This is a genomic window from Exiguobacterium sp. s141, assembly GCF_018618085.1.
Lineage (GTDB): Bacteria > Bacillota > Bacilli > Exiguobacteriales > Exiguobacteriaceae > Exiguobacterium > Exiguobacterium mexicanum_A.
Window position 1 is genome coordinate 1 of sequence record NZ_JACSLJ010000009.1, and the last position, 26,645, is coordinate 26,645.

At 50.1% G+C, this 26,645-nt stretch carries 25 protein-coding genes, 1 rRNA gene and 2 other annotated features; all 26 genes read left to right on the forward strand.

The genetic code is table 11. The annotated features are described in order from the left end of the window. Positions 1-89 (forward strand): 5S ribosomal RNA (gene rrf, locus KNP74_RS13680); the annotation flags it as partial. Between the two features lie 149 nt (positions 90-238). Then, positions 239-706 (forward strand): CtsR family transcriptional regulator, encoded by a 468-nt coding sequence (locus KNP74_RS13685; RefSeq protein ID WP_114166644.1) that lies wholly within the window; start codon positions 239-241, stop codon positions 704-706. A gap of 19 nt (positions 707-725) precedes the next feature. Then, entirely contained in the window at positions 726-1,160 is a 435-nt protein-coding gene (locus KNP74_RS13690) for a UvrB/UvrC motif-containing protein (RefSeq protein WP_034781746.1), read from the forward strand. Further along, complete coding sequence (locus tag KNP74_RS13695; protein WP_205729346.1) at positions 1,160-2,203, forward strand: protein arginine kinase; 1,044 nt, start codon at positions 1,160-1,162, stop codon at positions 2,201-2,203. The genes KNP74_RS13690 and KNP74_RS13695 overlap by 1 nt, the downstream gene beginning before the upstream one ends. 24 nt (positions 2,204-2,227) lie before the next feature. Beyond that, positions 2,228-4,663 carry an ATP-dependent Clp protease ATP-binding subunit gene (gene clpC, locus KNP74_RS13700; protein WP_214764617.1) on the forward strand — a complete coding sequence of 812 codons (2,436 nt, stop codon included), beginning with the start codon at positions 2,228-2,230 and terminating at the stop codon, positions 4,661-4,663. Between the two features lie 54 nt (positions 4,664-4,717). Beyond that, positions 4,718-6,094: a DNA repair protein RadA gene (radA, locus tag KNP74_RS13705; RefSeq protein WP_034781742.1), complete on the forward strand. Its 1,377-nt coding sequence runs from the start codon at positions 4,718-4,720 to the stop codon at positions 6,092-6,094. Between the two features lie 115 nt (positions 6,095-6,209). After that, complete coding sequence (locus KNP74_RS13710; protein WP_034781740.1) at positions 6,210-7,274, forward strand: PIN/TRAM domain-containing protein; 1,065 nt, start codon at positions 6,210-6,212, stop codon at positions 7,272-7,274. 59 nt (positions 7,275-7,333) lie between these two features. After that, positions 7,334-8,011: a 2-C-methyl-D-erythritol 4-phosphate cytidylyltransferase gene (gene ispD, locus KNP74_RS13715; RefSeq protein WP_138858554.1), complete on the forward strand. Its 678-nt coding sequence runs from the start codon at positions 7,334-7,336 to the stop codon at positions 8,009-8,011. Beyond that, positions 8,008-8,481: a 2-C-methyl-D-erythritol 2,4-cyclodiphosphate synthase gene (gene ispF, locus KNP74_RS13720; protein ID WP_021066582.1), complete on the forward strand. Its 474-nt coding sequence runs from the start codon at positions 8,008-8,010 to the stop codon at positions 8,479-8,481. Before ispD ends, ispF begins: the two co-directional genes overlap by 4 nt. Positions 8,482-8,526: 45 nt before the next feature. After that, complete coding sequence (gene gltX, locus KNP74_RS13725; RefSeq protein WP_214712664.1) at positions 8,527-9,984, forward strand: glutamate--tRNA ligase; 1,458 nt, start codon at positions 8,527-8,529, stop codon at positions 9,982-9,984. After that, positions 9,981-10,184: a binding site (T-box leader), on the forward strand. (Overlaps the previous gene by 4 nt.) Before the next feature lie 49 nt (positions 10,185-10,233). Next, positions 10,234-10,923: a serine O-acetyltransferase gene (gene cysE, locus KNP74_RS13730; RefSeq protein WP_138858556.1), complete on the forward strand. Its 690-nt coding sequence runs from the start codon at positions 10,234-10,236 to the stop codon at positions 10,921-10,923. Further along, positions 10,892-12,289 carry a cysteine--tRNA ligase gene (gene cysS / locus KNP74_RS13735; protein ID WP_138858557.1) on the forward strand — a complete coding sequence of 466 codons (1,398 nt, stop codon included), beginning with the start codon at positions 10,892-10,894 and terminating at the stop codon, positions 12,287-12,289. Before cysE ends, cysS begins: the two co-directional genes overlap by 32 nt. Then, on the forward strand, positions 12,286-12,693 hold the full coding sequence (locus KNP74_RS13740; protein WP_138858558.1) for a Mini-ribonuclease 3: 408 nt from the start codon (positions 12,286-12,288) through the stop codon (positions 12,691-12,693). Before cysS ends, KNP74_RS13740 begins: the two co-directional genes overlap by 4 nt. Positions 12,694-12,799: 106 nt before the next feature. Next, positions 12,800-13,552, forward strand: coding sequence for a 23S rRNA (guanosine(2251)-2'-O)-methyltransferase RlmB (gene rlmB, locus KNP74_RS13745; protein WP_034781752.1), 753 nt, complete (start codon positions 12,800-12,802; stop codon positions 13,550-13,552). Then, positions 13,549-14,076 (forward strand): YacP-like NYN domain-containing protein, encoded by a 528-nt coding sequence (locus tag KNP74_RS13750; RefSeq protein WP_034781731.1) that lies wholly within the window; start codon positions 13,549-13,551, stop codon positions 14,074-14,076. The genes rlmB and KNP74_RS13750 overlap by 4 nt, the downstream gene beginning before the upstream one ends. 221 nt (positions 14,077-14,297) lie before the next feature. Beyond that, positions 14,298-14,939, forward strand: a complete 642-nt coding sequence (gene sigH / locus KNP74_RS13755; protein ID WP_034781729.1) for an RNA polymerase sporulation sigma factor SigH — start codon at positions 14,298-14,300, stop codon at positions 14,937-14,939. A gap of 127 nt (positions 14,940-15,066) precedes the next feature. Further along, positions 15,067-15,213, forward strand: coding sequence for a 50S ribosomal protein L33 (gene rpmG / locus KNP74_RS13760; protein WP_034781727.1), 147 nt, complete (start codon positions 15,067-15,069; stop codon positions 15,211-15,213). A gap of 34 nt (positions 15,214-15,247) precedes the next feature. Continuing rightward, a complete protein-coding gene (gene secE / locus KNP74_RS13765; protein ID WP_012727692.1) occupies positions 15,248-15,418 on the forward strand; it encodes a preprotein translocase subunit SecE in 171 nt (56 codons plus the stop codon). 17 nt (positions 15,419-15,435) lie between these two features. Then, positions 15,436-15,987, forward strand: a complete 552-nt coding sequence (gene nusG / locus KNP74_RS13770; protein WP_034781725.1) for a transcription termination/antitermination protein NusG — start codon at positions 15,436-15,438, stop codon at positions 15,985-15,987. Positions 15,988-16,135: 148 nt separating this feature from the next. Further along, entirely contained in the window at positions 16,136-16,561 is a 426-nt protein-coding gene (gene rplK, locus KNP74_RS13775) for a 50S ribosomal protein L11 (protein ID WP_021066593.1), read from the forward strand. A gap of 98 nt (positions 16,562-16,659) precedes the next feature. After that, complete coding sequence (rplA, locus tag KNP74_RS13780) at positions 16,660-17,346, forward strand: 50S ribosomal protein L1 (RefSeq protein WP_034781720.1); 687 nt, start codon at positions 16,660-16,662, stop codon at positions 17,344-17,346. A 59-nt stretch (positions 17,347-17,405) separates the two neighbouring features. Then, positions 17,406-17,559 (forward strand) — a sequence feature (ribosomal protein L10 leader region). A gap of 45 nt (positions 17,560-17,604) precedes the next feature. Continuing rightward, positions 17,605-18,111, forward strand: a complete 507-nt coding sequence (rplJ, locus tag KNP74_RS13785; RefSeq protein ID WP_138858561.1) for a 50S ribosomal protein L10 — start codon at positions 17,605-17,607, stop codon at positions 18,109-18,111. A gap of 59 nt (positions 18,112-18,170) precedes the next feature. Beyond that, the gene (gene rplL, locus KNP74_RS13790; protein WP_024372175.1) at positions 18,171-18,536 is read left to right on the forward strand and encodes a 50S ribosomal protein L7/L12; all 366 of its coding nucleotides are present in this window, start codon (positions 18,171-18,173) and stop codon (positions 18,534-18,536) included. Between the two features lie 85 nt (positions 18,537-18,621). Further along, positions 18,622-19,218, forward strand: coding sequence for a class I SAM-dependent methyltransferase (locus KNP74_RS13795; protein ID WP_034781715.1), 597 nt, complete (start codon positions 18,622-18,624; stop codon positions 19,216-19,218). A gap of 193 nt (positions 19,219-19,411) precedes the next feature. Beyond that, complete coding sequence (gene rpoB / locus KNP74_RS13800; RefSeq protein WP_034781750.1) at positions 19,412-22,960, forward strand: DNA-directed RNA polymerase subunit beta; 3,549 nt, start codon at positions 19,412-19,414, stop codon at positions 22,958-22,960. Positions 22,961-22,982: 22 nt separating this feature from the next. After that, positions 22,983-26,582 (forward strand): DNA-directed RNA polymerase subunit beta', encoded by a 3,600-nt coding sequence (rpoC, locus tag KNP74_RS13805; protein WP_138858562.1) that lies wholly within the window; start codon positions 22,983-22,985, stop codon positions 26,580-26,582. The last annotated feature ends 63 nt before the right edge of the window (positions 26,583-26,645 follow it).

Consider the following 26,645-nt stretch of genomic DNA (forward strand, 5'->3'; position numbering starts at 1 on the left):
CCCGTTCCCATGCCGAACACGGAAGTTAAGCGCTTCAGCGCCGAAAGTAGTTGGGGGTCTCCCCCTGTGAGGATAGGACGTTGCCAGGCCAACGCGAAGGACGATCAAGCATCCGCTTGGTCGTTCTTTTTTTGTATATCTAGCGATGTCGCAACTGCGACATCGCTTTTCGTTTGCCTTTTTTTGAATCAATGATAGAATATAGTCAAAAGTCAAAGATGGTCAGAGGGTGGTGGAGATGAGAAACATATCGGATGTAATCGAACAGTATTTAAAACAAGTGCTGAAGGAGAGCCAGGCCGAAGCGATTGAAATTAAACGGCAAGATATCGCTAAGCGTTTCGAGTGTGTTCCGTCTCAAATCAACTACGTCATCAACACGCGTTTTACGGTCGAAAAGGGATATTTGGTCGAAAGTAAGCGTGGAGGCGGAGGATATATTCGCATTCGTCGTGTGATTTTGCATGAAAAACAAGACGTGTTGGCTAGTTTGATGGATATTTTACACGATCATCCTCGTCTTTCTGAACAACTTGTCGAGAATATATTGATTCGCTTGTTTGAAGAAGGAATGTTAAGTGAACGAGAAGTTCGTTTGCTGTACCACTTGTTGTCAGATGAAGCGCTCGGCTTGAACGCTGAAGATCGACACTTGATTCGAAGACAACAGTTACTCGCATTAATGAAATTACTTAGTTACCATTGACTGACGGAGGCATACATCTATGCTATGTGAACGATGCAAACGGCGACCTGCCGTCAATGAAATTCAAGTAGTGGAGAATGGAATTCCTGTAACGCGTAAACTATGTCGTAATTGTACAGTAGAAATCATGTCAGGTTATGTACCGGTCGTGAAACGCTGTCCCACGTGTCAACTAACACAAAACGAGCTGGCTCATTTACGAAAAGCTGGATGCGCTACTTGTTATACGGTATTTCGTGATGAACTGATTAAAATCACTCGGCAGTACCAGCAAGGCCATGATGTTCACGTCGGTTCGATGCCTGATGCCTTGCGCACACCCGACGAGCGAATCGAAGAGCGACTCCAAAAGTTAGCAGGGGAGTTACAACGAGCCGTCGAACAAGAAGATTATGAACGTGCAGCGCGAATTAAAAAAGAAATAATTCAGCTGAAAGGACAAGGTGAGGCATGATGGAACCATTTCTCAAGCATCCACTCGGTCCGAAGATGAAAGAGCGAGCGAAACTTGATGACTTAGTCATCTCTACTCGTATCCGTCTAGCGCGTAACTTAAAAGATACAGTCTTTTCTCCGGTTTTATCTAAAGAAAGTCAACATCAGCTTTGTCAACGTGTTGAAACGTCACTTGGCGGATTGCAAGGCTTCGAATATTTGCACATGGGCACTTACGATGTAGTGACACGACAAGCACTCGTTGAAAAACATTTGATTAGCCCAACGATTGCTGGAAAAGAAGAAAGTGCCGTCTTGTTAAGTGAAGATGAAACGATCAGTGTGCTTATTAATGAGGAAGATCACTTACGAATTCAAACGTTACTCCCGGGTTATCAAGTGGAAGAAGCGTTTGAACTCGCGAAACGAGTCGATGTTCTCTGTGGCGAATCTCTCCCATACGCATATGACGAACAGCTCGGATATTTAACGACTTGTCCAAGTAATATCGGTACAGGACTTCGAGCGTCAGTGATGCTCCATCTTCCAGGGCTAACGTTGACAGGGCGAATTACTCCTATATTGAAAGAGCTTCGCAAGCTCGGATATACGATTCGGGGACGGTATGGAGAAGGTAGCGACGCGGCGGGACGATTGTTTCAATTATCGAATCAACGCACACTCGGCAGTCATGAATCACAGTTGTTGACAGATTTTATGGAAGTTACGGAGCAAGTCATTCAGGCGGAACGACAAGCACGGGAAGAGCTACTGGCCCGTAACCAAGACGAGTTAGAGGACCAGTTTTATCGCTCATACGGAATTTTACGTTATGCGAAACTGTTATCATCGACAGAAGCGATTGAACGTCTGTCGGATTTGCATTTGGCGAGTGACCTTGGTATTTTGTCCGACTGGAGTCCACCTCAGTTTCACGAATTAATTGTAAAGCTTCAATCAGGTTTCCTACAAAAACATTTCGGGAAAACATTATCTACGAAAGAACGAAATCGCGAACGAGCGACTCTCGTTCGTCGAACGTTAGATCATGGCTTAGTTTGATCCAACTTTAAGGAGGTTTTGTCAATGATGTTTGGTCGATTTACAGAACGAGCTCAGCGCGTATTAGCTTTAGCACAAGAGGAAGCGGTACGACTTGGCCATCATAATATTGGTACAGAACATATTTTACTCGGACTCGTCCGTGAAGGGGAAGGGATTGCTGCTAAAGCACTGTTCGCCCTCGGACTCACGTCTGAAAAAATTCAACAAGAAGTAGAGGCACTCATTGGCCGTGGATCAGAAAACGGCTCAACGATTCACTATACACCGCGTGCAAAAAAAGTAATCGAACTCTCGATGGACGAGGCTCGAAAACTTGGACATTCTTACGTTGGCACCGAGCACATTTTACTCGGCGTGATTCGTGAAGGTGAAGGTGTGGCGGCTCGTGTCTTGAATAACCTTGGTGTCAGTTTGACGAAGGCACGTCAGCAAGTACTTCAACTCTTAGGAAACACGGAGTCATCTTCTAATGCGTCACAACCTGGAACGAGTGCCGCGACACCAACGCTAGACGGCTTGGCCCGTGACTTGACCCAACAGGCGCGTGAGTCGCGTCTTGACCCAGTCATCGGCCGCGCTGGCGAGATTCAACGCGTCATCGAAGTGTTGTCTCGCCGGACAAAAAATAACCCGGTCCTCATTGGGGAACCAGGGGTCGGGAAAACGGCAGTCGTCGAAGGTCTCGCTCAACAGATCATTAATAACGAAGTTCCAGAAACTCTTCGTAATAAACGTGTCATGGTACTTGATATGGGAACACTCGTCGCTGGAACGAAATACCGCGGTGAATTTGAGGACCGATTGAAAAAGGTAATGGATGAGATTCGCCAAGCTGGGAACGTCATTCTTTTCATCGACGAATTGCACACATTGATTGGAGCTGGCGGCGCTGAAGGCGCAATCGACGCGTCGAACATTTTGAAACCGTCACTCGCACGTGGTGAACTCCAATGTATCGGAGCGACGACACTTGATGAGTACCGGAAGTATATCGAGAAAGATGCGGCACTCGAACGCCGGTTCCAACCGATCCAAGTCAATGAACCGACAACGGATGAGGCAGAACAAATCCTCTTCGGGTTACGTGACCGTTACGAGGCGCACCATCGCGTCACGATCACAGATGAAGCGATTCATGAAGCCGTCGTTCTCTCGGACCGCTACATCTCGGACCGTTTCCTTCCGGATAAAGCGATCGACCTCGTCGATGAGGCTGCTTCGAAAGTAAGACTTCGTTCGTTCACGGCACCGCCGAATTTGAAAGAACTCGAGGCTCGTCTTGAGTCGATTCGCAAAGAGAAAGATTCGGCTGTACAGAGTCAAGAGTTCGAGAAGGCTGCCTCGTTACGTGATACCGAGCAGAAACTTCGGGATGAGCTCGAACAGCTCAAGTCGGAATGGCAGAATAAGCAAGGGAATGAAAAACTCGAAGTAACGAAAGAAGATATCGCGCAAGTCGTCGCCAACTGGACAGGTGTCCCGGTGACGAAGATTGCCGAAGAAGAGACAGATCGTCTCCTCAAACTCGAATCGATTCTCCACGGGCGGGTCATCGGTCAAGATGAGGCCGTCAAATCGATTTCGCGGGCGATTCGCCGGGCTCGTGCCGGATTGAAAGATCCGAAACGTCCGATCGGTTCGTTCGTATTCCTCGGACCAACTGGTGTCGGGAAAACCGAGTTGGCTCGTGCCGTGGCTGAAGCGTTGTTCGGTGACGAAGACGCCATCATCCGAATCGACATGTCTGAGTATATGGAGAAACACGCGACGAGCCGTCTCGTCGGATCGCCTCCAGGTTACGTCGGCTATGAAGAAGGTGGTCAATTGACTGAGAAGGTTCGTCGCAAGCCATATTCGGTCATCTTGCTTGATGAGATTGAGAAGGCCCACCCTGAAGTGTTCAACATCTTGCTTCAAGTGCTCGATGACGGTCGCTTGACTGACTCGAAAGGGCGTACGGTCGACTTCCGGAACACGGTCATCATCATGACGTCAAACGTCGGTGCGGCAGCCCTCAAACGCAACAAATATGTCGGGTTCACGGTTGAAGATGATGTGAAACGTGAATATACCGAAATGAAAGACAAAGTCACGGAAGAGTTGAAAAAAGCGTTCCGTCCCGAGTTCTTGAACCGGATTGACGAGATCACCGTCTTCCACTCGCTCCAAAAAGAGCACATCCAAGAAATTGTCAAACTTATGGCCGAGACACTTACGAAACGTCTCGGAGAACAAGGCATTGATTTCAGTCTCACCGAATCAGCGCTCGAGAAAATCGCTGAAGTCGGGTACGACCCGGAATACGGGGCTCGTCCACTCCGCCGTGCGCTCCAGCGTGAGGTTGAGGACCGACTCTCAGAGGCGATGCTCAGCGGCAGCATCACAAAAGGCAGCAAAGTGGCGCTCGATGTACAAGACGGCGAATTCGTCGTCCGTAATGAAGGTGTCGTTCAGTAACTACAAGGCTCCCTCTCTCATGTGAGGGAGCTTTTTTAGACGGAAAGGAACATCATGGCAAAAATTAAAACGAAATACGTATGTCAGTCATGCGGGTACGAATCCGCAAAATGGATGGGGCGTTGCCCAGGATGTAATGAATGGAACACACTCGTTGAAGAGTTTGTCGAAGAGAAAAAGGCAAAGCGGGGGGCCGCCTTCGTTCATAGCTCCTCGAGACAGCTGAAGCCGGAGCGTCTGTCGGACGTTGTGTCACAAGAAGAGACGCGGGTCCATACGAACAGTCAAGAGTTTGACCGTGTGCTCGGGGGCGGAATCGTTCCAGGCTCACTCGTCCTCGTCGGTGGCGATCCGGGAATCGGAAAGTCGACGATTTTGCTTCAAGTGAGCGCCCATTTGGCGCACAGTGGACGGAAAGTGCTCTATATTTCCGGGGAAGAATCGCTCAAACAGACGAAACTTCGCGCCGAGCGGCTTGGCCTCCCGACCGAGGACTTATATGTCCTCGCGGAGACGGATATGTTGATGATTGAACGGGTCATCGATGAAGAGGAACCAGGGTTCGTCATTATCGACTCGATTCAAACCGTCTATATGGATGAGATCCAGTCGGCGCCAGGTAGTGTCGCCCAAGTTCGGGAATGTACGGCAGCGCTCATGAAAATCGCCAAGACCCGTGGAATTGCCGTCTTTATCGTCGGTCACGTGACGAAACAAGGTTCGATTGCGGGACCTCGTCTGCTCGAGCATATGGTCGATGCCGTCCTTTACTTTGAAGGCGAACGTCACCACACGTTCCGTATTTTACGGGCCGTCAAAAATCGGTTCGGATCGACGAACGAGATCGGTATCTTTGAAATGAAGGAAGGCGGTCTCGAAGAAGTGCTCAATCCGTCTGAAATTTTCCTAGAAGAACGGACTGCCGGTGTCTCGGGCTCAACTGTCGTCGCGTCGATGGAAGGGACGCGGACGGTGCTCGTCGAGCTGCAGGCATTAATTTCCCCGACCTCATTCGGAAATCCACGTCGGATGGCAACAGGGATCGACCAGAACCGGGTCGCGCTCCTCATGGCCGTCCTTGAGAAACGATCAGGGCTTTTACTCCAAACGCAAGATGCTTATTTAAAAGCGGCGGGCGGTGTCAAGTTGGATGAGCCTGCGATCGATTTGGCGATTTGTATCTCGATCGCGTCAAGTTTCCGCGATCGTCCGACCCGTCCGACGGATGTGTGCATCGGCGAAGTTGGATTGACCGGGGAAGTGCGTCGGGTGTCACGGATTGAACAGCGTGTCGCCGAAGCGGCCAAGCTCGGATTTACGCGGGCGATTATCCCGAAAAATAACCTCGGGGGCTGGACGGCCCCACCTGGTATCGATGTCGTCGGTGTCAGTACTGTCGATGAAGCGCTCCAACTTGCCATCCCGTTCTGACGGGGCGCTTCCGGCAGTTTTTAACGCTTTGTAACGAACGCTTTCAAAAAAACCATGTTACAATGAAAGTGTTAATTTCTTGAAATTTTAATTCATAATAAAGGAGGTGGAATGAGTGAAGATTGCTGTACGAATCGGATTTATTTTAATCGGACTCGTCGTCGGTTGGTTCGGTATTATCGAAGCGATGTTGCTGTTAGGTGACCTCGGAGTGAATGTACCGGCTTGGTTGACGATTCCTTATGTGGCTAGTTTGATTGGTGGACTTATCTTCTTCATTCTTAGTTTATTCTTGACCGATGGGGTCGTTAAATTTATCCGTTTTGTTGAAGAACGGCTCGTCCGTTTACCGGTCGGTGATATTTTGTTCGGGTCGATCGGATTGATTATTGGTTTGTTGATTGCCTTTTTGATCAGTGTCTCATTAGAAGTAACAAATATCTTCTTACTCAGCAAAATCGTACCGATTTTCGTGACCGCCTTGTTCGGGTACTTCGGTTTCGCTGTCGGCTATCGGAAGCGGAACGAATGGATTAAACTGTTCGTCAAGAGTGAACGCGAGAAGCCGGAAGCAGAACCGTTGCGCCGCTCGAACGATAAAATTTTGGATACGAGCGTCATTATCGACGGTCGGATTGCCGACATTTCGAAGACCGGTTTCATCGAAGGCACGCTCATCGTGCCACAATTCGTCATCGGCGAGCTTCAATATATCGCCGATTCGTCGGATACGTTGAAGCGGAACCGTGGTCGTCGCGGTCTTGATATTTTGAAGGAGTTACAAGACAACGACCGCATCGAAGTAGAAATCTATGATGGGGACTTTGAAGACGTCGCCGAAGTGGACATTAAATTGATCAAGTTGGCCGAATTGAAAAAAGGGATTGTCGTCACGAACGACTACAACTTGAATAAAGTGTGCGAAGTTCGAAATGTCCCTGTGCTGAACATTAATGATTTGGCAAATTCAGTCAAACAGATTGTCATCCCGGGGGAAGAGATGGTCGTGACGGTCATTAAAGAAGGTAAAGAACAAAATCAAGGCGTCGCGTACCTCGAAGACGGCACGATGGTCGTCGTTGAAGGTGGGCGCAAGTTGATTTCGAAGACATTGCCTGTTGTCGTGACGAGCGTTCTTCAAACATCGGCTGGCCGTATGATTTTTGCGCGTCCTGAATAAGCATGGAAAAAGAGACGCATTAGCGCTCTCTTTTTTCACGAACAGAGGTGAATGGAATGGTGCGTTATACAGTGGTCATCCCAGCCGCAGGGAAAGGGAAGCGGATGGGAGCCGATGAGAATAAATTGATGCTGACGTTACAAGGGAAGCCGATTATCGTATGGACGGTCGAAGCGTTCTCGAAAGATGCATGGTGTGAGCGCATCGTGCTCGCAGTGCGCCCTGAGGAACAAGGGTGGTTCGAGCGACAGTTGCATCATTTAGAGACCCCGATTACATACGTGACGGGTGGGGAAGAACGGCAACAGAGCGTTCGAGCCGGATTGCAAGTCGTCAATCCCGAAGATGTCGTCTTGATTCATGACGGGGCACGGCCATTTGTGCGCCTTGACCAACTTCATGCCATCGCCGAAGCGGCCAAGACGGCAGGGGCGATTCTCGCTGTTCCGGTCAAAGATACGGTGAAACAAGTGATGGACGGACACATCACGCAGACGGTGCCGCGTGAGGCACTATGGTTGGCGCAGACGCCCCAAGCGTTTCCGGCAGGCGCCATTCAAGCCGCCCATGAGCGGGCAGAAGCTGCTCGTTTTATCGGCACGGATGATGCCAGTCTATTCGAATGGACCGGGCAACGGGTGACGATTATCCCGGGGGATTACCACAACATTAAAATGACAACCCCAGAAGATTTATTGTTTGGAGAAGCGATTTTAACGAAGGAGGATTATCGATGAGAATCGGACAAGGATTTGATGTACACGCGTTCGCGGAAGGGCGTCCGCTTATTTTAGGAGGAATCGAGATTCCGCATGACCGCGGTCTACTTGGCCACTCAGATGCGGACGTCTTGTTGCATACGATTGCCGACGCGGCGCTCGGGGCGATTGCAGCGGGCGATATTGGCAAGCATTTCCCGGACACGGACCCTGAGTTTAAGGATGCAGACTCGAAAGTATTGTTACAACACGTGTGGCAACTCGTCAAAGCAGAAGGCTATGTGCTCGGCAACGTCGATGCGACAGTGATGGCGGAGCGGCCGAAGCTTCGCACGTACATCGACGATATGCGAGCGGTCATCGCCGAGTTGCTCGAAGCGGACATCAGCCAAGTGAACGTCAAAGCGACGACGACTGAAAAGCTAGGCTTCACCGGACGTGAAGAAGGAATTGCCGCTCAGGCGGTCATCCTGCTCAACCGCGCTTGACAAAAGTGGTATACTATTTGGGCAGAAGAGAAGAAAGGTGGAAATATTATGAGTGAAGTGCGCGTACGCTATGCGCCGAGTCCGACGGGTCACCTTCATATCGGGAACGCCCGGACCGCGCTATTTAACTATTTATATGCTCGCCATGCTGGCGGGAAGATGATTCTCCGAATCGAGGATACGGACCAGAAACGGAACGTCGAGAACGGTGTCGAGAGCCAAATGAAATACTTGGAATGGCTCGGCATCGATTGGGATGAAGGCCCAGGCCGCGGCGGCGACTTCGGCCCGTACTTCCAAATGGAACGCCTCGACCTTTACAATCAATACGTGAACGAGTTGATGGACAAGGGGCTCGCATACAAGTGCTATATGACGTCTGAAGAACTCGAGGCGGAGCGTGAGGCTCAAATCGCACGCGGCGAGGCACCGCGGTATTCGGGTGCACATCGTAACTTGAGCGACGAAGAGCAAGCTGCGTTCGAAGCCGAAGGACGTAAACCGTCGATTCGGATTCGTGTACCAGAGTCGGTCACATATAAGTGGACCGATGTCGTCAAAGGCGACGTCTCGTTCGAGTCGAAAGACTTCGGAGACTGGGTCATCGTCAAACAGGACGGCATCCCGACGTATAACTTCGCTGTCGTCGTCGACGATCACTTGATGAAAATCAGCCACGTGTTGCGCGGGGATGATCATATCGCCAACACACCGAAACAGATGATGGTCTATGACGCGCTCGGTTGGGACTATCCGGCGTTTGGTCATATGACATTGATTTATAACGAGAACCATAAGAAGTTATCGAAGCGTGATGAGTCGATCATTCAGTTTATCGAACAATACGCTGATCTCGGATACCTTCCAGGGGCACTCTTTAACTTCATCTCGCTCCTCGGTTGGTCGCCGGTCGGAGAAGAGGAGATCTTCACGAAAGAAGAGTTCATCGAGATGTTTGATGCGAGTCGTTTGTCGAAGAGCCCGGCCGTCTTTGACCAACAGAAGCTTGCTTGGATCAACAGCGTCTATATGAAACAGGCTTCGCTTGACGAAGTGGTGGCACTCAGTTTACCATTCTTACAAGAAGCAGGACGTTTACCGAACGCCTTGTCGATAGAACAAGCCGATTGGGCGACAGCGTTGATCGCCCTCTATAAAGAACAAATGACACACGGTGCTGAAATCGTGACGTTGACGGACCTGTTCTTTAAAGACGAGGTCGAATACGACGAAGAGGCCAATGCGGTCCTCGCTGGAGAAACGGTACCGGCTGTCCTCGCCGAATTCAAGGCTCAACTTGAAACAATCGAAGACTTCACACCGGAAGCCGTCAAAGCAGCGACGAAAGCGACACAAAAGGCGACTGGCCAAAAAGGAAAGAACTTGTTCATGCCGATCCGGGTCGCGACGACCGGGCAGACGCACGGACCAGAGCTTCCGAACGCCATTTCACTAATTGGCAAAGAGCGTGTCTTGGCACGTCTCACAACATTATTAGCTTAAAGGCAACGATGAGGAAAGTAAGCGGTATGACACTTAACAGAGACTAGAACCTAGGCTGGAAGTTCTAGAAGCGTCCCCCGTCGAAGTGCACCTCGGAGCCGTTCCGGCGATACGTAGTCGGGACCGCGACTCGGCGTTAACGAGACATGAGAGGGGAACTTTCCCAAACAGAGTGGAACCGCGCTTACGGCGTCTCTGTGCCTTGGCACAGGGGCGTCTTTGTTTTTGATATGGAAAAGGAGAACAATTATGGGATTTTGGAAAAGTGTGAGCGACGATATACGAAACGTGCTCGAACTCGACCCGGCCGCAAGATCAAAAATAGAGGTCGTCTTGACCTATCCAGGGTTACACGCCCTGTGGGCACATCGAATCGCGCACGGTCTATGGACGCGCAAAGTCAAGTTAATGGCGAAGTTAATCGCGCAGACGAGCCGTTGGTTGACGGGAATTGAGATTCATCCCGGTGCGGTCATCGGTGAACGTCTCTTTATCGATCACGGGTTTGGCATCGTCATTGGTGAGACGGCGATTATCGGTAACAATGTAACGATTTATCAGGGCGTGACGCTCGGCGGAACGGGAAAAGAGAAAGGGAAACGTCACCCGACGATCGGGAATGATGTCCTCATCTCTGCCGGGGCGAAAGTGCTCGGCAATATCACGATTGGCGATTGCGTCAAAATCGGGGCGAGTTCTGTCGTTTTAAAAGACGTCCCATCCGACTCGACGGTCGTTGGGATTCCAGGCCGGGTCGTCATCCGGAACGGCGAACGGGTTAAGCAGCATGATCTCGATCACCGCTTCCCCGACCCGGACCGCGAGTGCCAAGAGCGGCTGGAACGTGCCGTCGCTCAGCTAGAAGACAAACTTGCTTCATTAGAGAAACGGATGGAGGAGAATACACATGATTCAGTTTTACAACAGCCTCACGAATAAAAAAGAGCCGTTTGTACCAATCGTACCTGGGAAAGTGTCGATGTATGTATGTGGACCGACCGTCTACAATTACATTCACGTCGGTAACGCCCGGCCGGCCATCGCCTTCGATACAGTTCGTCGTTATTTAGCGTATCGAGGCTATGACGTCAAATACGTCCTCAACTTTACAGATGTCGACGATAAAATCATTCGGACCGCCAATGAGCTCGGAGAAGACGTCGGTACGTTGACGAATCGGTATATCGACGCGTATTTGGCAGACACGGGTGCCTTGAACGTATTGCCGGCGGACGTCCATCCACGTGTCACGGACACGATGGAAGAGATTATCACATTCATCCGCGAACTCGAGACGCAGGACTTTGCGTATGAAGCAGGCGGGGACGTCTATTTCCGGACGCGTAAGTTTGAGACGTATGGCAAATTGAGCCAGCAGTCGATTGAAGACTTACGCGCGGGATCACGTGTCGACGTCGGGGAAAAGAAAGAAGACCCGCTCGATTTCGTCTTGTGGAAAGCCGCGAAACCAGGTGAGCCGGCATGGGAGAGTCCATGGGGACAAGGTCGTCCAGGCTGGCACATCGAGTGTTCAGCGATGGCGAAAAAACACCTTGGCACGACGATCGACATTCACGCCGGGGGCCATGACTTGAAGTTCCCGCACCACGAGAACGAGATTGCCCAATCGGAGGCGTGCAACCATACGAAGTTCGCCAACTATTGGCTGCATAACGGATTCATCAATATCGAGAATGAAAAGATGTCAAAATCGCTCGGGAACTTCCTGCTCGTCCATGAGGCGTTGAAGGAAGTGGATGCGATGGTGCTCCGCTTCTTCATGTTATCGGTCCACTATCGTCATCCGATCAACTATAGCCGTGAGTTGATCGAGCAAGCGGCGAACGGATGGGATCGCATCAAGGAGTCGTATCAAAACGTTGAATACCGCTTATCGGTCACGGCCGGCCTTGAAGAGCCGAGCGAGGCGATGGAACGCAAGCTTGCGACGATTAAAACAACGTTTATCGAAGCGATGGATGATGATATCAATACGGCGAATGCAGTGACCGTCCTATTTGACTTGGCACGTGAAGCGAACATCTACGCAAAAGCGGACCACGTCTCAAAAGTCACGCTCGAACACGTGATCGCTCTCTTCGAAGAATTGACAGGTGTGCTTGGTTTGACAATCAAGAAAGAGCTAGAGCTTCTTGACGCGGAAATTGATCAATTGATTCAAGAGCGGAACACGGCTCGGGCGGAGCGGAATTTCGCGCGTGCCGATGAGATTCGAGATCTCTTGAAAGAACAGAAGATTCAACTCGAAGATACAGCCCAAGGGGTGCGGTGGAAGCGGTTATGAAACAACTCGCCCCTCAACTGAACGCCCTCGCCCTCGCCTATATGGGGGACGCCGTCTATGAGATGGCGGTACGCAAACGACTGCTCGGACAAGGGATGACGAAGCCGAACGACCTACACCGTGGCGCCATCCGCTACGTGAATGCGGCAGCGCAGGCTGGGATCGTGACCCACTGGCTCGAGACAGGTGTCTTGAGTGATGATGAAGCGGCTGTCGTCCGCCGTGGGAAGAACGCGAAATCCGGTTCAATCCCGAAGCGGACAGATGTTCATACGTATCGCTATTCGACAGCGTTCGAAGCATTGATTGGTTACACATATCTAATGGAAAGAAGGGATCGTCTTGAAGAACTCATCGAACAAGCGTTCACATGGCTCGAAACCGAGTCATTCGAAACGACATGACGGAGGAAGGGCGCATGAGCAACGCTCATTTGATCGTCCACGCGGCGAACGAAATGATCGACCGAAGCGCCAAAAACTAGAACGACCAGACTATCAAGAAGTCGACGTGCTCGAGGAAGGAATCGACTTCCTTTACGGGCGCAACCCGGTGATGGAAGCGCTCCGGAGCGGTCGCGATATGAACAAGGTCTTTATTATGGAAGGGCAACAGAAGGGGCCGCTCGCTCAAATCATCGGCATGGCCAACGAGGCATCGGTTCAAGTCTCGTTCGTCCCGAAAACGAAACTCGAGAAAATGGCCGGTAGCGAACATCACCAAGGTGTTGTCGCCGCGGTCGCCGCCTACGAATATAAGTCGATCGAAGATATGTTCGCCCTTGCCGAGTCAAAAGGAGAAACGCCGTTGTTCATTCTGCTCGATGAACTCGAAGACCCGCATAACCTAGGTTCGATTTTACGGACAGCGGATGCGGTCGGGGCGCACGGGATTATCATTCCGAAGCGCCGCTCGGTCGGTTTGACGCAGACGGTGGCGAAAGCTTCGACAGGCGCAATCGAGTACATTCCGGTCGCACGCGTCACAAACTTGACGCGGACGCTTGAAGAACTGAAAGAGAAAGGACTATGGGTTGTCGGGACAGACGCGAGCGAGAGCCAAGATTATCGTCGCCTCGATGGGAACATGCCGCTCGTCGTTGTCATCGGTAGTGAAGGTAAAGGGATGAGCCGCCTCGTACGCGAATCGTGTGACTTCCTCGTCCACATGCCGATGGTCGGTCACGTCACATCGCTGAACGCCTCGGTCGCGGCCGCGCTTCTCTTGTATGAAGTGCATCGCTCACGTAACCCATTGTCATGAGCATCAAGAAACGGGAATTGCTCCTCGTGGATGGATATAACATTATTGGCGCATGGCCGCACCTTCGAAAGCTGCGAGACATCGATTTTGAGAAAGCACGAAACGATTTGATTGAAGCGATGGCCGAGTACCAAGCGGTCACGGGTCGCGAAGTGACAATCGTCTTCGATGCCCATATGCGATACGGGCGGGAATCGAAAGCGAATCAGAGTCGTGTCGCGGTCGTCTATACGAAAGAAAACGAGACGGCGGATGAATGGATTGAACGCCGTGCGCACGCCCTTGTCGATGATCGGCTCGTGACGTTGTTTGTCGCGACGAACGACTTCACCGAACAGTGGGTTATCTTCGGACAAGGAGCGCTCCGGGTTCCTGCCAATGAGTTACTGAAGGATTGGAAGCACGCCCAGGTGTTGATCGAAAAAGAACGGTCGGCACTCGAGCAGGATCGGTCGAATCGAAAAACGATTGACCTTTCACCAGACATAAGAGCCCGATTGGAAGAAATACGCCGTCGTAAATGAGGCGGTGAAGGATATTACAGACGAGTTCATCAAATGGACTCGTCTTTTGTTTTTAATTTGACATTTATTTGGAAAGAAATGTTGTATACTAATAGATGTATGAGTTACACGATATGTAATTGACGGAATTTTTAGAATTTTATTTGACGGTTGTTTTAACCGACGCCTATAATGAGAGCACAAACTTACATAAGTTCATCAATCGCCGGGGGGTATGAAACATGAACGGATGGCCATACGAGCAATTCGAAAGCATGTCCGACGAAGAGCTGGTCTTTCTTGCGCGTAATGAGGGGGATAGCGACGCTCTTGAGTTTTTGATTGAACGTTACCGATATTTCGTCCGGGCGAAGGCAAGGTCTTACTTTTTGATCGGTGCCGATCACGAGGACATCGTGCAAGAAGGCATGATCGGTCTGTATAAAGGTGTCCGGGATTACCGCGATGAGCGGCTCGCCTCGTTTAAAAGTTTTGCCGAGATGTGCATCACCCGTCAAATGATCACTGCCATCAAAACGGCGACCCGTCAAAAGCATATCCCGCTCAATTCTTACGTCTCGCTCGACAAGCCAATCTTTGACGACGAGTCGGATCGGACACTGCTCGATGTGATCTTGCCGCCGCATCCGACGGACCCGCAGGATTTGCTCGTGACGCGAGAAGAACAACTATTCATGGAAGAAAAGATGGAAGAGCTCCTGAGTGACTTGGAACGAAAAGTGTTGCGTCTTTATTTGGATGGCCGTTCGTACCAAGAAATCTCGGACGACCTCGACCGTCATGTGAAATCGATTGACAACGCGTTACAGCGCGTGAAGAAAAAGTTTGAGCGGCATGTCGACGTCAAAACGATGACGAGCTAACCGATATTGACCGCACGCCTCCTATGTGATACTTTTAAGGCAGCGCCTTGTCCGTAGACGCCATTTACAGGAGGCGTTTTTTTTTCGCTCTTTTTTATAGGAGAGCTGTCGAAAGGGGCGCTCATGAATGGCAAAGAAAGTAAGTCTCGCGTGTTCGGATTGCGGGTCGAGCGGTTATTCGACCATGAAACAAGATGACGTGACGACACGGCTCGAGCTGAAAAAGTTCTGTCGGCGTTGCAATGCGCATACGACACACCGAGAATCGAAGTAATGTAGATTGGCATTCAACGTAGGAGGAAGCTACCATGAACTTTTTGCGCGATGTATGGAAAGAGTTAAAGAAAACGAGTTGGCCGACTCGTAAAGAGCTCACAAAATATACCATCACGGTCATCGCGACGGTCGTCGTGATCGGCCTGTTCGTGTTCGGCGTAGATACTGGTGTCAGCTATCTCGTCAACCTATTAATCAACTAAGGAAAGAGGTGAAAGCCGTGGAGAAACAATGGTTTGTTGTCCAGACGTATTCTGGATTTGAAAACAACGTCAAAGAAAACCTAGAACGTCGGATCGGTTCGATGAACATGGAAGATAAAATTTTCCGCGTCCTCGTTCCGACTGAAACAACGCAAGAAGAAGTCACGCTCAAGAGTGGCGAGAAGAAGATTAAAGAAAAAGAAGTGAAGAGCTTCCCAGGTTACGTCTTCGTCGAGATGGTCATGACTGACGACTCGTGGTATGTCGTGCGGAACACGCCGAACGTCACCGGCTTCCTCGGTTCAACGGGCGGCGGCGCCAAGCCGATCCCGCTTCAACCTGACGAAGTGACGAACGTCTTGTCACAGATGGGTCTCATCGAGAAGAAAGATCGTTACAACTACGAACTCGGCGACCTTGTTCGTGTCAAAGAAGGCGCATTTGAGAACTTTGAAGGAACGATTGATGAAATCGAAGCCGATAAAGAGAAGCTCAAAGTTGTCGTTGACATGTTCGGCCGTGAAACAAAAATTGAGCTTGATTTCGAACAAGTTCAGAAAATTAACTAATACCCACTTGCCATTCTCGGAAGCGGATGGTACAATCGGAAATGTTTGATGTTGTGCTATATTTCGGTACAAACTCGACCTAATAGATTGAGTGGGAGGGCGCACAACGTCCAAGAAACCACATTTTAGACTTAAGGAGGTGTGTCTCGTGGCGAAAAAAGTTACTAAACTCGTTAAACTTCAAATCCCAGCTGGTAAAGCTAACCCAGCACCACCAGTAGGTCCAGCACTTGGTCAAGCAGGTGTTAACATCATGGGGTTCTGTAAAGAGTTCAACGCTCGTACACAAGACCAAGCCGGATTGATTATTCCTGTAGTCATTACGGTATACGAAGATCGTTCGTTTACATTCATTACGAAAACTCCACCAGCTGCAGTTCTTTTGAAGAAAGCTGCTGGTATCGAGAGCGGTTCTGGTGAACCAAACCGTAAGAAGGTAGCAACGGTTAAGCGTGATAAAGTTCGCGAAATCGCTGAACTTAAAATGCCTGACCTTAACGCGTCGTCTGTTGAAACAGCGATGCTTATGGTTGAAGGTACTGCGCGTAGTATGGGTATTGTAATCGAAGACTAATTTATTAGTCTCTGGGATTGTCGGTGAATATTATGCTCACCTTCAATCCCTTCATTATGTGGGAGGAAATTCCGCTAACCACAAGGAGGAAAAGAATCATGGGTAAAAAACACCAAGAAGCAGCTAAGCTTGTTGACCGCATGAAGTCATACGAACTCGCTGAGGCCGTTGAACTCGTTCAGAAAACAGCTACTGCTAAATTCGATGAAACAATCGAAGTTGCTGTCCGTCTCGGCGTAGATCCAAAGAAAGCGGACCAACAAATCCGCGGTGCCGTCGTACTTCCACACGGTACTGGTAAAACACAAAAAGTTCTCGTCTTCGCAAAAGGCGAAAAAGTTAAAGAAGCTGAAGCGGCTGGCGCTGACTACGTCGGTGACTCTGAGTTCATCACTAAAATCCAACAAGGATGGTTCGACTTCGATGTAATCGTTGCGACACCTGACATGATGGGTGAAGTTGGTAAACTTGGTCGCGTTCTCGGACCAAAAGGCCTCATGCCTAACCCGAAAACAGGCACAGTCACGTTCGACGTTGCGAAAGCAATCGCGGACATCAAAGCTGGTAAAGTAGAATACCGCGTTGATAAAGCCGGTAACATCCACGTACCAGTTGGTAAGAAGTCATTTGAAGCAACAAAACTCTCTGAGAACATCGAGACAATCATCGAGACACTCATGAAAGTGAAGCCTGCTACTGCAAAAGGAACTTACCTTAAAAACATCGCGCTTTCTTCGACAATGGGTCCTGGAATCCGTGTCGCGACTGCCGACTTCATCAAGTAATCTACTTGAAATAAACTGTTGACAACGTGTGATACCGCTGTTAAAGTAATACACGTTCAACCGAATATGTTGGATTACCGTAGACAGAAGGTGGACATCGGTCCGTAAACCCTTCCGAGGTGTCTTTGCTCGAACTTGAGCCTGTTGTCACAGGTTTACTTTCAAACAATTACGCCCTCGTATGTCTTCATACGAGGGATTTCTTTTTGGAGAGCAGCCTCTCGTCCGGTATAAGAATTGACTAGGAGGTGCAAACACATGGCAAGCGAAAAAATCGTATCTCAAAAATCGGCACTCGTCGATGAGATCGCTGAAAAAATGCAAGCGAGCGTCGGAACAATCGTTGTTGACTACCGTGGACTTACAGTTGAAGAAGTGACTACACTCCGTAAATCACTCCGTGACGCTGGAATCGAGTTCAAAGTATACAAAAACGGTCTTCTTCGCCGCGCGGCAGTTCAGTCGAACTTCGAAGGTCTTGACGAAGTCTTCACAGGTCCTACAGCAATCGCCTTCTCTAACGAAGACGTTGTTGCCCCTGCGAAGATCTTGAATGACTTCTCGAAAGAGCACAAAGCGCTCGAATTGAAAGGCGGAATCATCGAAGGCAAAGTAAGTTCACTCGAAGAAGTTAAAGCCCTTGCAGAACTTCCATCACGCGATGGTCTTCTCTCGATGCTTCTCAGCGTCCTTCAAGCTCCAATCCGTGGGCTCGCAGTCGCAACAAACGCAATCGCAGAACAAAAAGAAGAGCAAACTGCTTAATTTTTGTCTCGTAGCGTAACCAAAACCAATCTTTACAACATCAAAGGAGGAAAACCATAATGGCTTTCAACAAAGAGCAATTCATCGAAGACCTCAAATCAATGACGGTTCTCGAACTTAACGAACTCGTAAAAACAATCGAAGAAGAATTCGGCGTATCAGCAGCAGCTCCAGTAGCAGTTGCAGGTGCAGGCGCAGCAGCAGCTGAAGAGCAAACTGAATTCGACGTAATCCTCACAAACGCTGGCGCTGGTAAAATCAACGTCATCAAAGCAGTTCGTGAACTTACAGGCCTCGGTCTTAAAGAAGCGAAAGCACTCGTTGACGGAACTCCGGCTCCAGTCAAAGAAGGCGTTTCTAAAGAAGACGCAGACGCAGTCAAAGCTAAGCTTGAAGAAGCTGGCGCAACTGTCGAAGTTAAGTAATCCAACTTTTACTTCACAACCTATAGAAGCTCGCTATGGCGAGCTTCTTTTATTTCCTTGAAGAGTGGGTTAGGAGGTTCAATGCATGGGAGATCATTACTATACGAACGACCCTAGTTCGAAAAGTGCCCCTGAGACATGGACGTACGAGTTGCGAGGGAAGACATATCGCTTCACCTCGGACCGCGGCGTGTTCTCGAAAGGATCGGTCGATTTTGGGTCACGTCTCTTAATCGAATCATTTGAAGTGCCTGACGTCGAAGGGCGCATTTTAGATGTGGGCTGTGGCTACGGTCCGATGGGGATCTCGCTTGCCGACGCCTCTGGGCGTGAAGCACTCCTCGTCGACGTGAACGAGCGAGCGCTTGCCTTGTCAGAGCAAAACGCCGCCCAGAACGGAGTGACGATCGAGACGCGGCTCAGCCACGCTTACGACGCGGTCGGTGACGAACAGTTCGCCGCAATCGTGACCAATCCGCCAATTCGGGCCGGAAAGCAAGTGGTCCACACGATTCTGCGAGGCGCGCATGCGCATCTCGTCGTAGGTGGAGCGCTCTATGTCGTCATCCAAAAGAAACAAGGAGCGCCTTCTGCCAAGAAGTTGCTTGAAGATGTGTTTGGTCAAGTCGAGACGGTTGTGAAAGAAAAAGGCTATTTCATTTTCCGAGCAATTCGCTCTTGACAAACGGTGAAGTCTTGTTGACTCGCTATAACGTATATGCTAACATTATAAAATGCCATTGGAATGGAATTCGCCTTGAACTGCCGCGTTTGCCGCTTTTTAGACGCGGAAAAGAGACGACATTCAATGACAATGTTCGATTATTACGCCCGAAAAATTCGATAGAGAATTGGGGGTCTGAGAGGTGAATCAGTTGACTGGTCAACTTGTTCAGTACGGTCGTCACCGTCAGAGAAGAAGCTTTGCCCGTATCAGTGAGGTATTAGAGCTTCCGAATTTGATTGAAATTCAAACTGCTTCTTACGAGTGGTTCTTACGTGAAGGATTGAAAGAGATGTTTACGGACATTTCGCCAATCTCCGACTTCACTGGAAACCTTGTGCTCGAGTTCATCGATTATTCGCTCAGTGAGCCGAAGTATTCGATTGATGAATCGAAGGAGCGAGACGTTACTTACTCTGCGCCATTGCGCGTAAAAGTACGTCTACAAAACAAAGAAACAGGTGAGCTCAAAGAACAAGAAGTGTTCATGGGAGATTTCCCACTCATGACAGAATCGGGAACATTTATCATTAACGGTGCAGAACGCGTTATCGTTTCCCAGCTTGTTCGTTCGCCGAGCGTTTATTACAACGCCAAACTCGATAAAAACGGTAAGCGTGGTTTCGGTGCGACAGTCATTCCGAACCGCGGTGCATGGCTCGAACTTGAGACAGATGCCAAAGATATCGTTTACGTTCGTATCGACCGTACCCGTAAGATCCCGGTAACAGTGTTGTTGCGTGCCCTCGGATTCGGTACGGACCAAGAGATTATCGACCTTCTCGGGGATGATGAATATCTTCGCAATACCCTTGAAAAAGATAATACAGAATCAACAGAAAAAGCGTTGATCGAAATTTACGAACGTCTCCGCCCTGGTGAACCACCAACGGTTGAGAACGCGAAGTCACTTCTCGTATCTCGTTTCTTCGACCCAAAACGTTATGACCTTGCAAACGTCGGTCGCTACAAGATGAACAAAAAACTTCATCTTAAAAACCGTCTCTTCGGTCAAAAATTGGCCGAGACGCTCGTTGACCCAGAAACAGGCGAAGTCATCGCTGAAGCTGGAACAATCCTCGATCGTCGCAACCTTGACCGCGTTCTTCCACATTTGGAAAACGGCCTCGGTTATATGGATGCTGAGCCGACAGGCGGCGTCGCTGAAGGTGAACCGTTCGGTCTTCAATCGATCAAAGTTATCTCACCAGATGACCCAGATGGAGAGCGTATCTTGAACATTATCGGTAACGGCAATATCGACCGCAGCGTGAAACACATCACGCCGGCTGATATCATCGCATCGATCAACTACTTCTTTAACTTGCTACACGAAGTCGGAACAACAGATGACATCGACCACCTAGGAAACCGTCGTCTTCGTTCAGTCGGAGAACTTCTCCAAAACCAATTCCGGATCGGGCTTTCTCGTATGGAACGTGTTGTTAAAGAGCGGATGTCGATTCAAGATCAAAATGCGATCACACCACAGGCACTCATCAACATTCGCCCGGTAATCGCGTCGCTAAAAGAGTTCTTTGGTAGCTCGCAGTTGTCACAGTTCATGGACCAAACAAACCCGCTCGCAGAGCTCACGCACAAGCGTCGTCTCTCTGCACTTGGACCGGGTGGTTTGACACGTGAGCGTGCCGGTTTCGAAGTTCGAGATGTTCACTATTCGCACTACGGTCGGATGTGTCCAATCGAAACACCAGAAGGACCGAACATCGGTCTCATCAACTCGCTTTCGTCTTATGCGAAAGTAAACGAGTACGGCTTCATCGAAGCACCGTACCGTCGAGTCGACCCAGAAACAGGTCTCGTCACGAGCGAGATTCAATATATGACGGCGGATGAAGAAGATCTCTACGTCGTCGCCCAGGCGAACATGCCACTCACAGAAGAAGGCGGTTTCGCCAACGAACAAGTCCTTTGCCGTTTCCGCGGACAAAACTTGTCAGTTGAGCCAAACCGAGTCGATTACATGGACGTTTCGCCGAAACAGGTTGTTTCTGCCGCGACGGCATGTATCCCGTTCCTCGAGAACGATGACTCGAACCGTGCCCTCATGGGAGCGAACATGCAACGTCAAGCTGTACCGCTTCTCCAACCTGATTCACCGATTATCGGTACTGGGATGGAGTACGTGTCAGCGAAAGACTCTGGAGCCGCGATTATCGCGAAATTCCCAGGTGTCGTCGAGCGTGTCACAGCGCGCGAAATCTTGGTCCGCCGCACGTCTGACGTGAATGGTTCTGAGGTGTCGGGTGATCTTGACCGCTACAAACTTCAAAAGTATGTCCGTTCGAACCAAGGGACATGCTACAACCAGAAGCCGATCATCGCTGCTGGCGACCGTGTCGAAAAAGGAGAAATCCTTGCTGACGGTCCATCGATGGATATGGGTGAGCTCGCGCTCGGCCGTAACGTCGTTGTCGCCTTCATGACATGGGACGGTTACAACTATGAGGATGCGATCATCATGAGTGAGCGTCTCGTGAAAGATGACGTGTACACATCGATTCATATCGAAGAGTACGAGTCAGAATCACGCGACACGAAACTCGGACCTGAGGAAATCACACGTGATATTCCAAACGTCGGCGATGACGCGCTTCGCAACTTGGACGATCGTGGAATCATCCGCATCGGTGCAGAAGTCAAGGATGGCGATATCCTCGTCGGTAAAGTAACGCCTAAAGGCGTGACTGAATTGACGGCGGAAGAGCGTCTCTTGCACGCGATCTTCGGTGAGAAAGCACGTGAAGTCCGTGATACGTCACTCCGTGTACCAAACGGCGGCGACGGCATCATCTTGGACGTCAAAGTGTTCGATCGTGAAAACGGTGACGAACTCTCACCAGGCGTGAACCAAATGGTTCGTGTCTACATCGTTCAAAAACGTAAGATTCACGAAGGGGATAAGATGGCGGGACGTCACGGTAACAAAGGTGTTATCTCGCGGATCCTCCCTGAAGAAGACATGCCATACATGCCGGACGGCACACCGATTGACATCATGCTTAACCCACTAGGTGTACCATCACGGATGAACATCGGTCAGGTACTCGAACTCCACCTCGGAATGGCGGCTAAAAAGCTCGGCATCAAAGTGGCGACACCTGTATTCGATGGTGCGCGTGAGGAAGACGTATGGGCAACGATTGAAGAAGCTGGAATGGACAAAGATGCCAAGACTCGTCTCTATGACGGTCGTACTGGTGAAGCGTTCGATAACCGCGTCTCGGTCGGTGTCATGTATATGATCAAACTCGCGCACATGGTTGATGATAAACTTCACGCTCGTTCGACAGGACCATACTCGCTCGTCACACAACAACCGCTCGGTGGTAAAGCACAGTTCGGTGGACAGCGTTTCGGTGAGATGGAAGTATGGGCACTTGAAGCGTACGGCGCAGCCTACACGCTCCAAGAGATCCTTACAATCAAGTCGGATGACACGGTTGGCCGTGTGAAAGCATACGAGGCCATCGTGAAAGGTGAGAGCGTTCCGAAAGCGGGCGTTCCTGAGTCGTTCCGCGTCTTGATCAAAGAGCTCCAAGCGCTCGGTATGGAAGTCAAGATGATGTCTGCGGACGATGAAGAAGTTGAAATGAAAGATGAAGATGACGACAACATCCCGAACGCAACATCGGCGTTAGAACAAGTCGTTCAACCGACTGTTACGGAAGAGGAATAAGGCGAAAAGGGAGGTCGGCCCCTTGGTAGATGTTAATCGATTTGAATATATGAAAATCGGCTTGGCTTCACCTGAGAAGATCCGTTCGTGGTCTTACGGGGAAGTCAAAAAGCCGGAAACGATCAACTATCGTACACTCAAACCAGAGAAGGACGGATTGTTCTGTGAACGAATCTTCGGTCCTACGAAAGACTGGGAATGTTACTGCGGAAAGTACAAACGGATCCGTTATAAAGGAGTCATTTGTGACCGCTGTGGCGTTGAAGTGACGAAAGCGAAAGTGCGTCGCGAGCGTATGGGCCATATCGAGCTCGCGGCACCAGTTTCGCACATCTGGTACTTCAAAGGGATTCCAAGCCGAATGGGGCTTGTTCTCGACATGTCACCACGTGCACTCGAAGAAGTGATCTACTTCGCGTCGTACGTCGTGACGGAGCCAGGTGACACTCCGCTCGAGAAGAAACAACTTCTCTCGGAAAAAGAATATCGTCTCTACCGTGAAAAATACGGTAGTGACTTCAAAGCAGACATGGGTGCGGAAGCGATCCGGACACTCCTTCAAGACGTACAACTCGAGAAGGAAGTCGGAGAACTCCGCGAAGAATTGAAGACAGTTCAAGGTCAGCGTCGTACACGTGCGATTAAACGCCTTGAAGTGCTCGATGCATTCTTCACATCAGGCAATGATCCAGATTGGATGATCCTCGAAGTACTTCCTGTCATTCCGCCTGAGCTTCGCCCGATGGTGCAGCTCGACGGTGGACGCTTTGCGACATCTGACTTGAACGATTTGTATCGTCGAGTCATCAACCGGAACAACCGTCTTAAACGTTTGCTCGATCTCGGCGCGCCGAACATCATCGTGCAAAACGAGAAGCGTATGCTTCAAGAAGCGGTTGACGCCCTCATCGACAACGGTCGTCGTGGTCGTCCGGTAACAGGTCCAGGTAACCGTCCATTGAAATCACTTTCACACATGTTGAAAGGGAAACAAGGTCGTTTCCGTCAAAACCTTCTTGGTAAACGGGTCGACTATTCAGGACGTTCGGTTATCGTCGTTGGTCCAAACTTGAAGATGTACCAATGTGGTCTCCCGAAAGAGATGGCCCTTGAACTCTTCAAACCGTTCGTGATGAAAGAACTTGTCGGTCGCGGCATCGCGTCGAACATCAAGAACGCCAAACGTAAGATTGAGAAGATGCAACCAGAAATCTGGGGCGTTCTCGAAGAAGTCATTCGTGAGCATCCGGTTCTCTTGAACCGTGCCCCAACGCTTCACCGCCTAGGGATTCAAGCTTTCGAACCGATTCTCGTCGAAGGTCGCGCGATTCGCCTTCACCCGCTCGTATGTACGGCTTATAACGCCGACTTCGATGGTGACCAAATGGCGGTTCACGTCCCACTTTCTGCTGAAGCACAAGCGGAAGCTCGTCTTCTCATGCTCGCAGCGCAAAACATCTTGAACCCGAAAGACGGAAAACCAGTTGTTACACCATCGCAGGATATGGTCCTCGGTAACTACTACATCTCGCTTGAACGCGACGATGCCGTCGGACAAGGGAAAATTTTGTCGAACGTGAACGAAGCGCTCATCGCGTATCAAAATGGCTATGTCCACTTGCATACACGTGTCGCTCTTCCAGCACGCACGCTCAACAACCCGACGTTCACAGATGAGCAAAACGAGAAATTGTTGATCACAACGGTCGGTAAGATGATCTTTAACGAGATCTTGCCGAACACGTTCCCATACTTGAACGAGCCGACGATGGAAAACTTGCAGGAAGCAACGCCTGACAAGTACTTCATCGACAAAGGTGCCAACGTGGCGGAAGAAATCGCCTCACGTCCTTTGGTTGAGCCGTTCAAAAAAGGATTCCTTGGAAAAGTCATCGCGGAAGTGTTCCAGAAGTTCGAAACGACTGAAACAAGCCGCATGCTTGACCGGATGAAAGATCTCGGCTTTAAACACTCGACGAAAGCCGGTGTGACGGTCGGAATCGCTGATATCATCGTTCTTCCGGACAAACAAGAGATCCTTGATGAAGCGCAAACTCAAGTCGATCAAATCATGAAGTCATTCCGTCGCGGTCTCATCACTGAAGATGAGCGTTACGAGCGCGTTGTACGCTCTTGGAACGAAGCGAAGGATGAGATTCAATCACGATTGATGAAATCCCTCAATCGCTTGAACCCAATTTTCATGATGTCTGACTCAGGTGCCCGTGGTAACGCGTCCAACTTCACGCAGCTCGCAGGGATGCGTGGTTTGATGGCCGCTCCATCTGGCCGCATCATCGAACTTCCGATCAAATCTTCATTCCGTGAAGGTCTGACGGTACAAGAGTACTTCATCTCGACGCACGGTGCGCGTAAAGGTCTTGCCGATACAGCCCTTAAGACGGCTGACTCAGGTTACTTGACGCGTCGTCTTGTAGACGTAGCTCAAGATGTCATCATCCGTGAAGAAGATTGTGGAACGGACCGCGGAATCCGCGTCGCCGCTCTCCGCGAAGGCACGGAAGAAATCGAAAACTTGTATGACCGCCTCGTCGGCCGTACAGCGTTCGAGACAGTGGCACATCCGGAAACGGGTGAAGTCATGGTCGAGAAGAACCAATTGATTACCGAAGATCTCGCTCGCGACATCGTCGACGCTGGAATCGAACGAGTTGAAATCCGTACAGCCTTTACATGTAACACGTCACATGGCGTATGTAAGAAATGTTACGGCCGCAACTTGGCGACTGGCTCAAATGTTGAAGTCGGCGAAGCTGTCGGAATCATCGCCGCGCAATCAATCGGTGAGCCAGGAACACAGCTTACAATGCGTACCTTCCACACAGGTGGGGTAGCCGGGGATGATATCACACAAGGTCTTCCGCGTATCCAAGAGGTATTCGAGGCTCGTAACCCGAAAGGGCAAGCAGTCATCTCGGAAATCCCTGGTACGGTTATCGACTTTACAGAATCGCGTGACAAGCGTGAACTTACGGTCGAAGGACTCAGTGAAACACGCACGTACACGATTCCGTTCGGAGCACGTCTCCGTGTCCAAATCGGAGATACGGTAGAGGCCGGAGAAGTCTTCACAGAAGGGTCGATCGATCCGAAAGAATTGCTCGCCGTCCGTGGGGTCTCTGGTGTTCAAAACTATCTTCTCCAAGAAGTACAAAAAGTTTACCGCATGCAAGGGGTAGAAATCGGAGATAAGCACGTCGAAGTTATGGTTCGCCAAATGCTTCGCCGCGTTAAAGTCATCGAATCTGGTGACACACCGCTTCTCCCTGGTTCGCTCGTCGACATCAGCGTCTTCAAAGAAGCATGTAAAGATGCTCTCCGCGATGGCAAGAGCCCGGCAACAGCGAAACCGGTCCTTCTCGGAATCACGAAAGCATCGCTTGAGACAGATTCGTTCCTCTCAGCCGCTTCGTTCCAAGAAACGACTCGTGTATTGACGGATGCTGCCATTAAAGGTAAGCGCGACTATCTCCTCGGACTCAAAGAGAACGTCATCATCGGGAAACTCGTTCCAGCTGGTACTGGGATGCCGGTTTACCGCGATGTCGAACTCAAAGAAGAAGAGACGAAAGCCGTTCTCGAAGACACGACGGTAGAATAAAAACGTCTTGACAGCATGGGTTGGCGGTGCTACTATGATTTAGTGCCGCCAATCGGTTGTTGT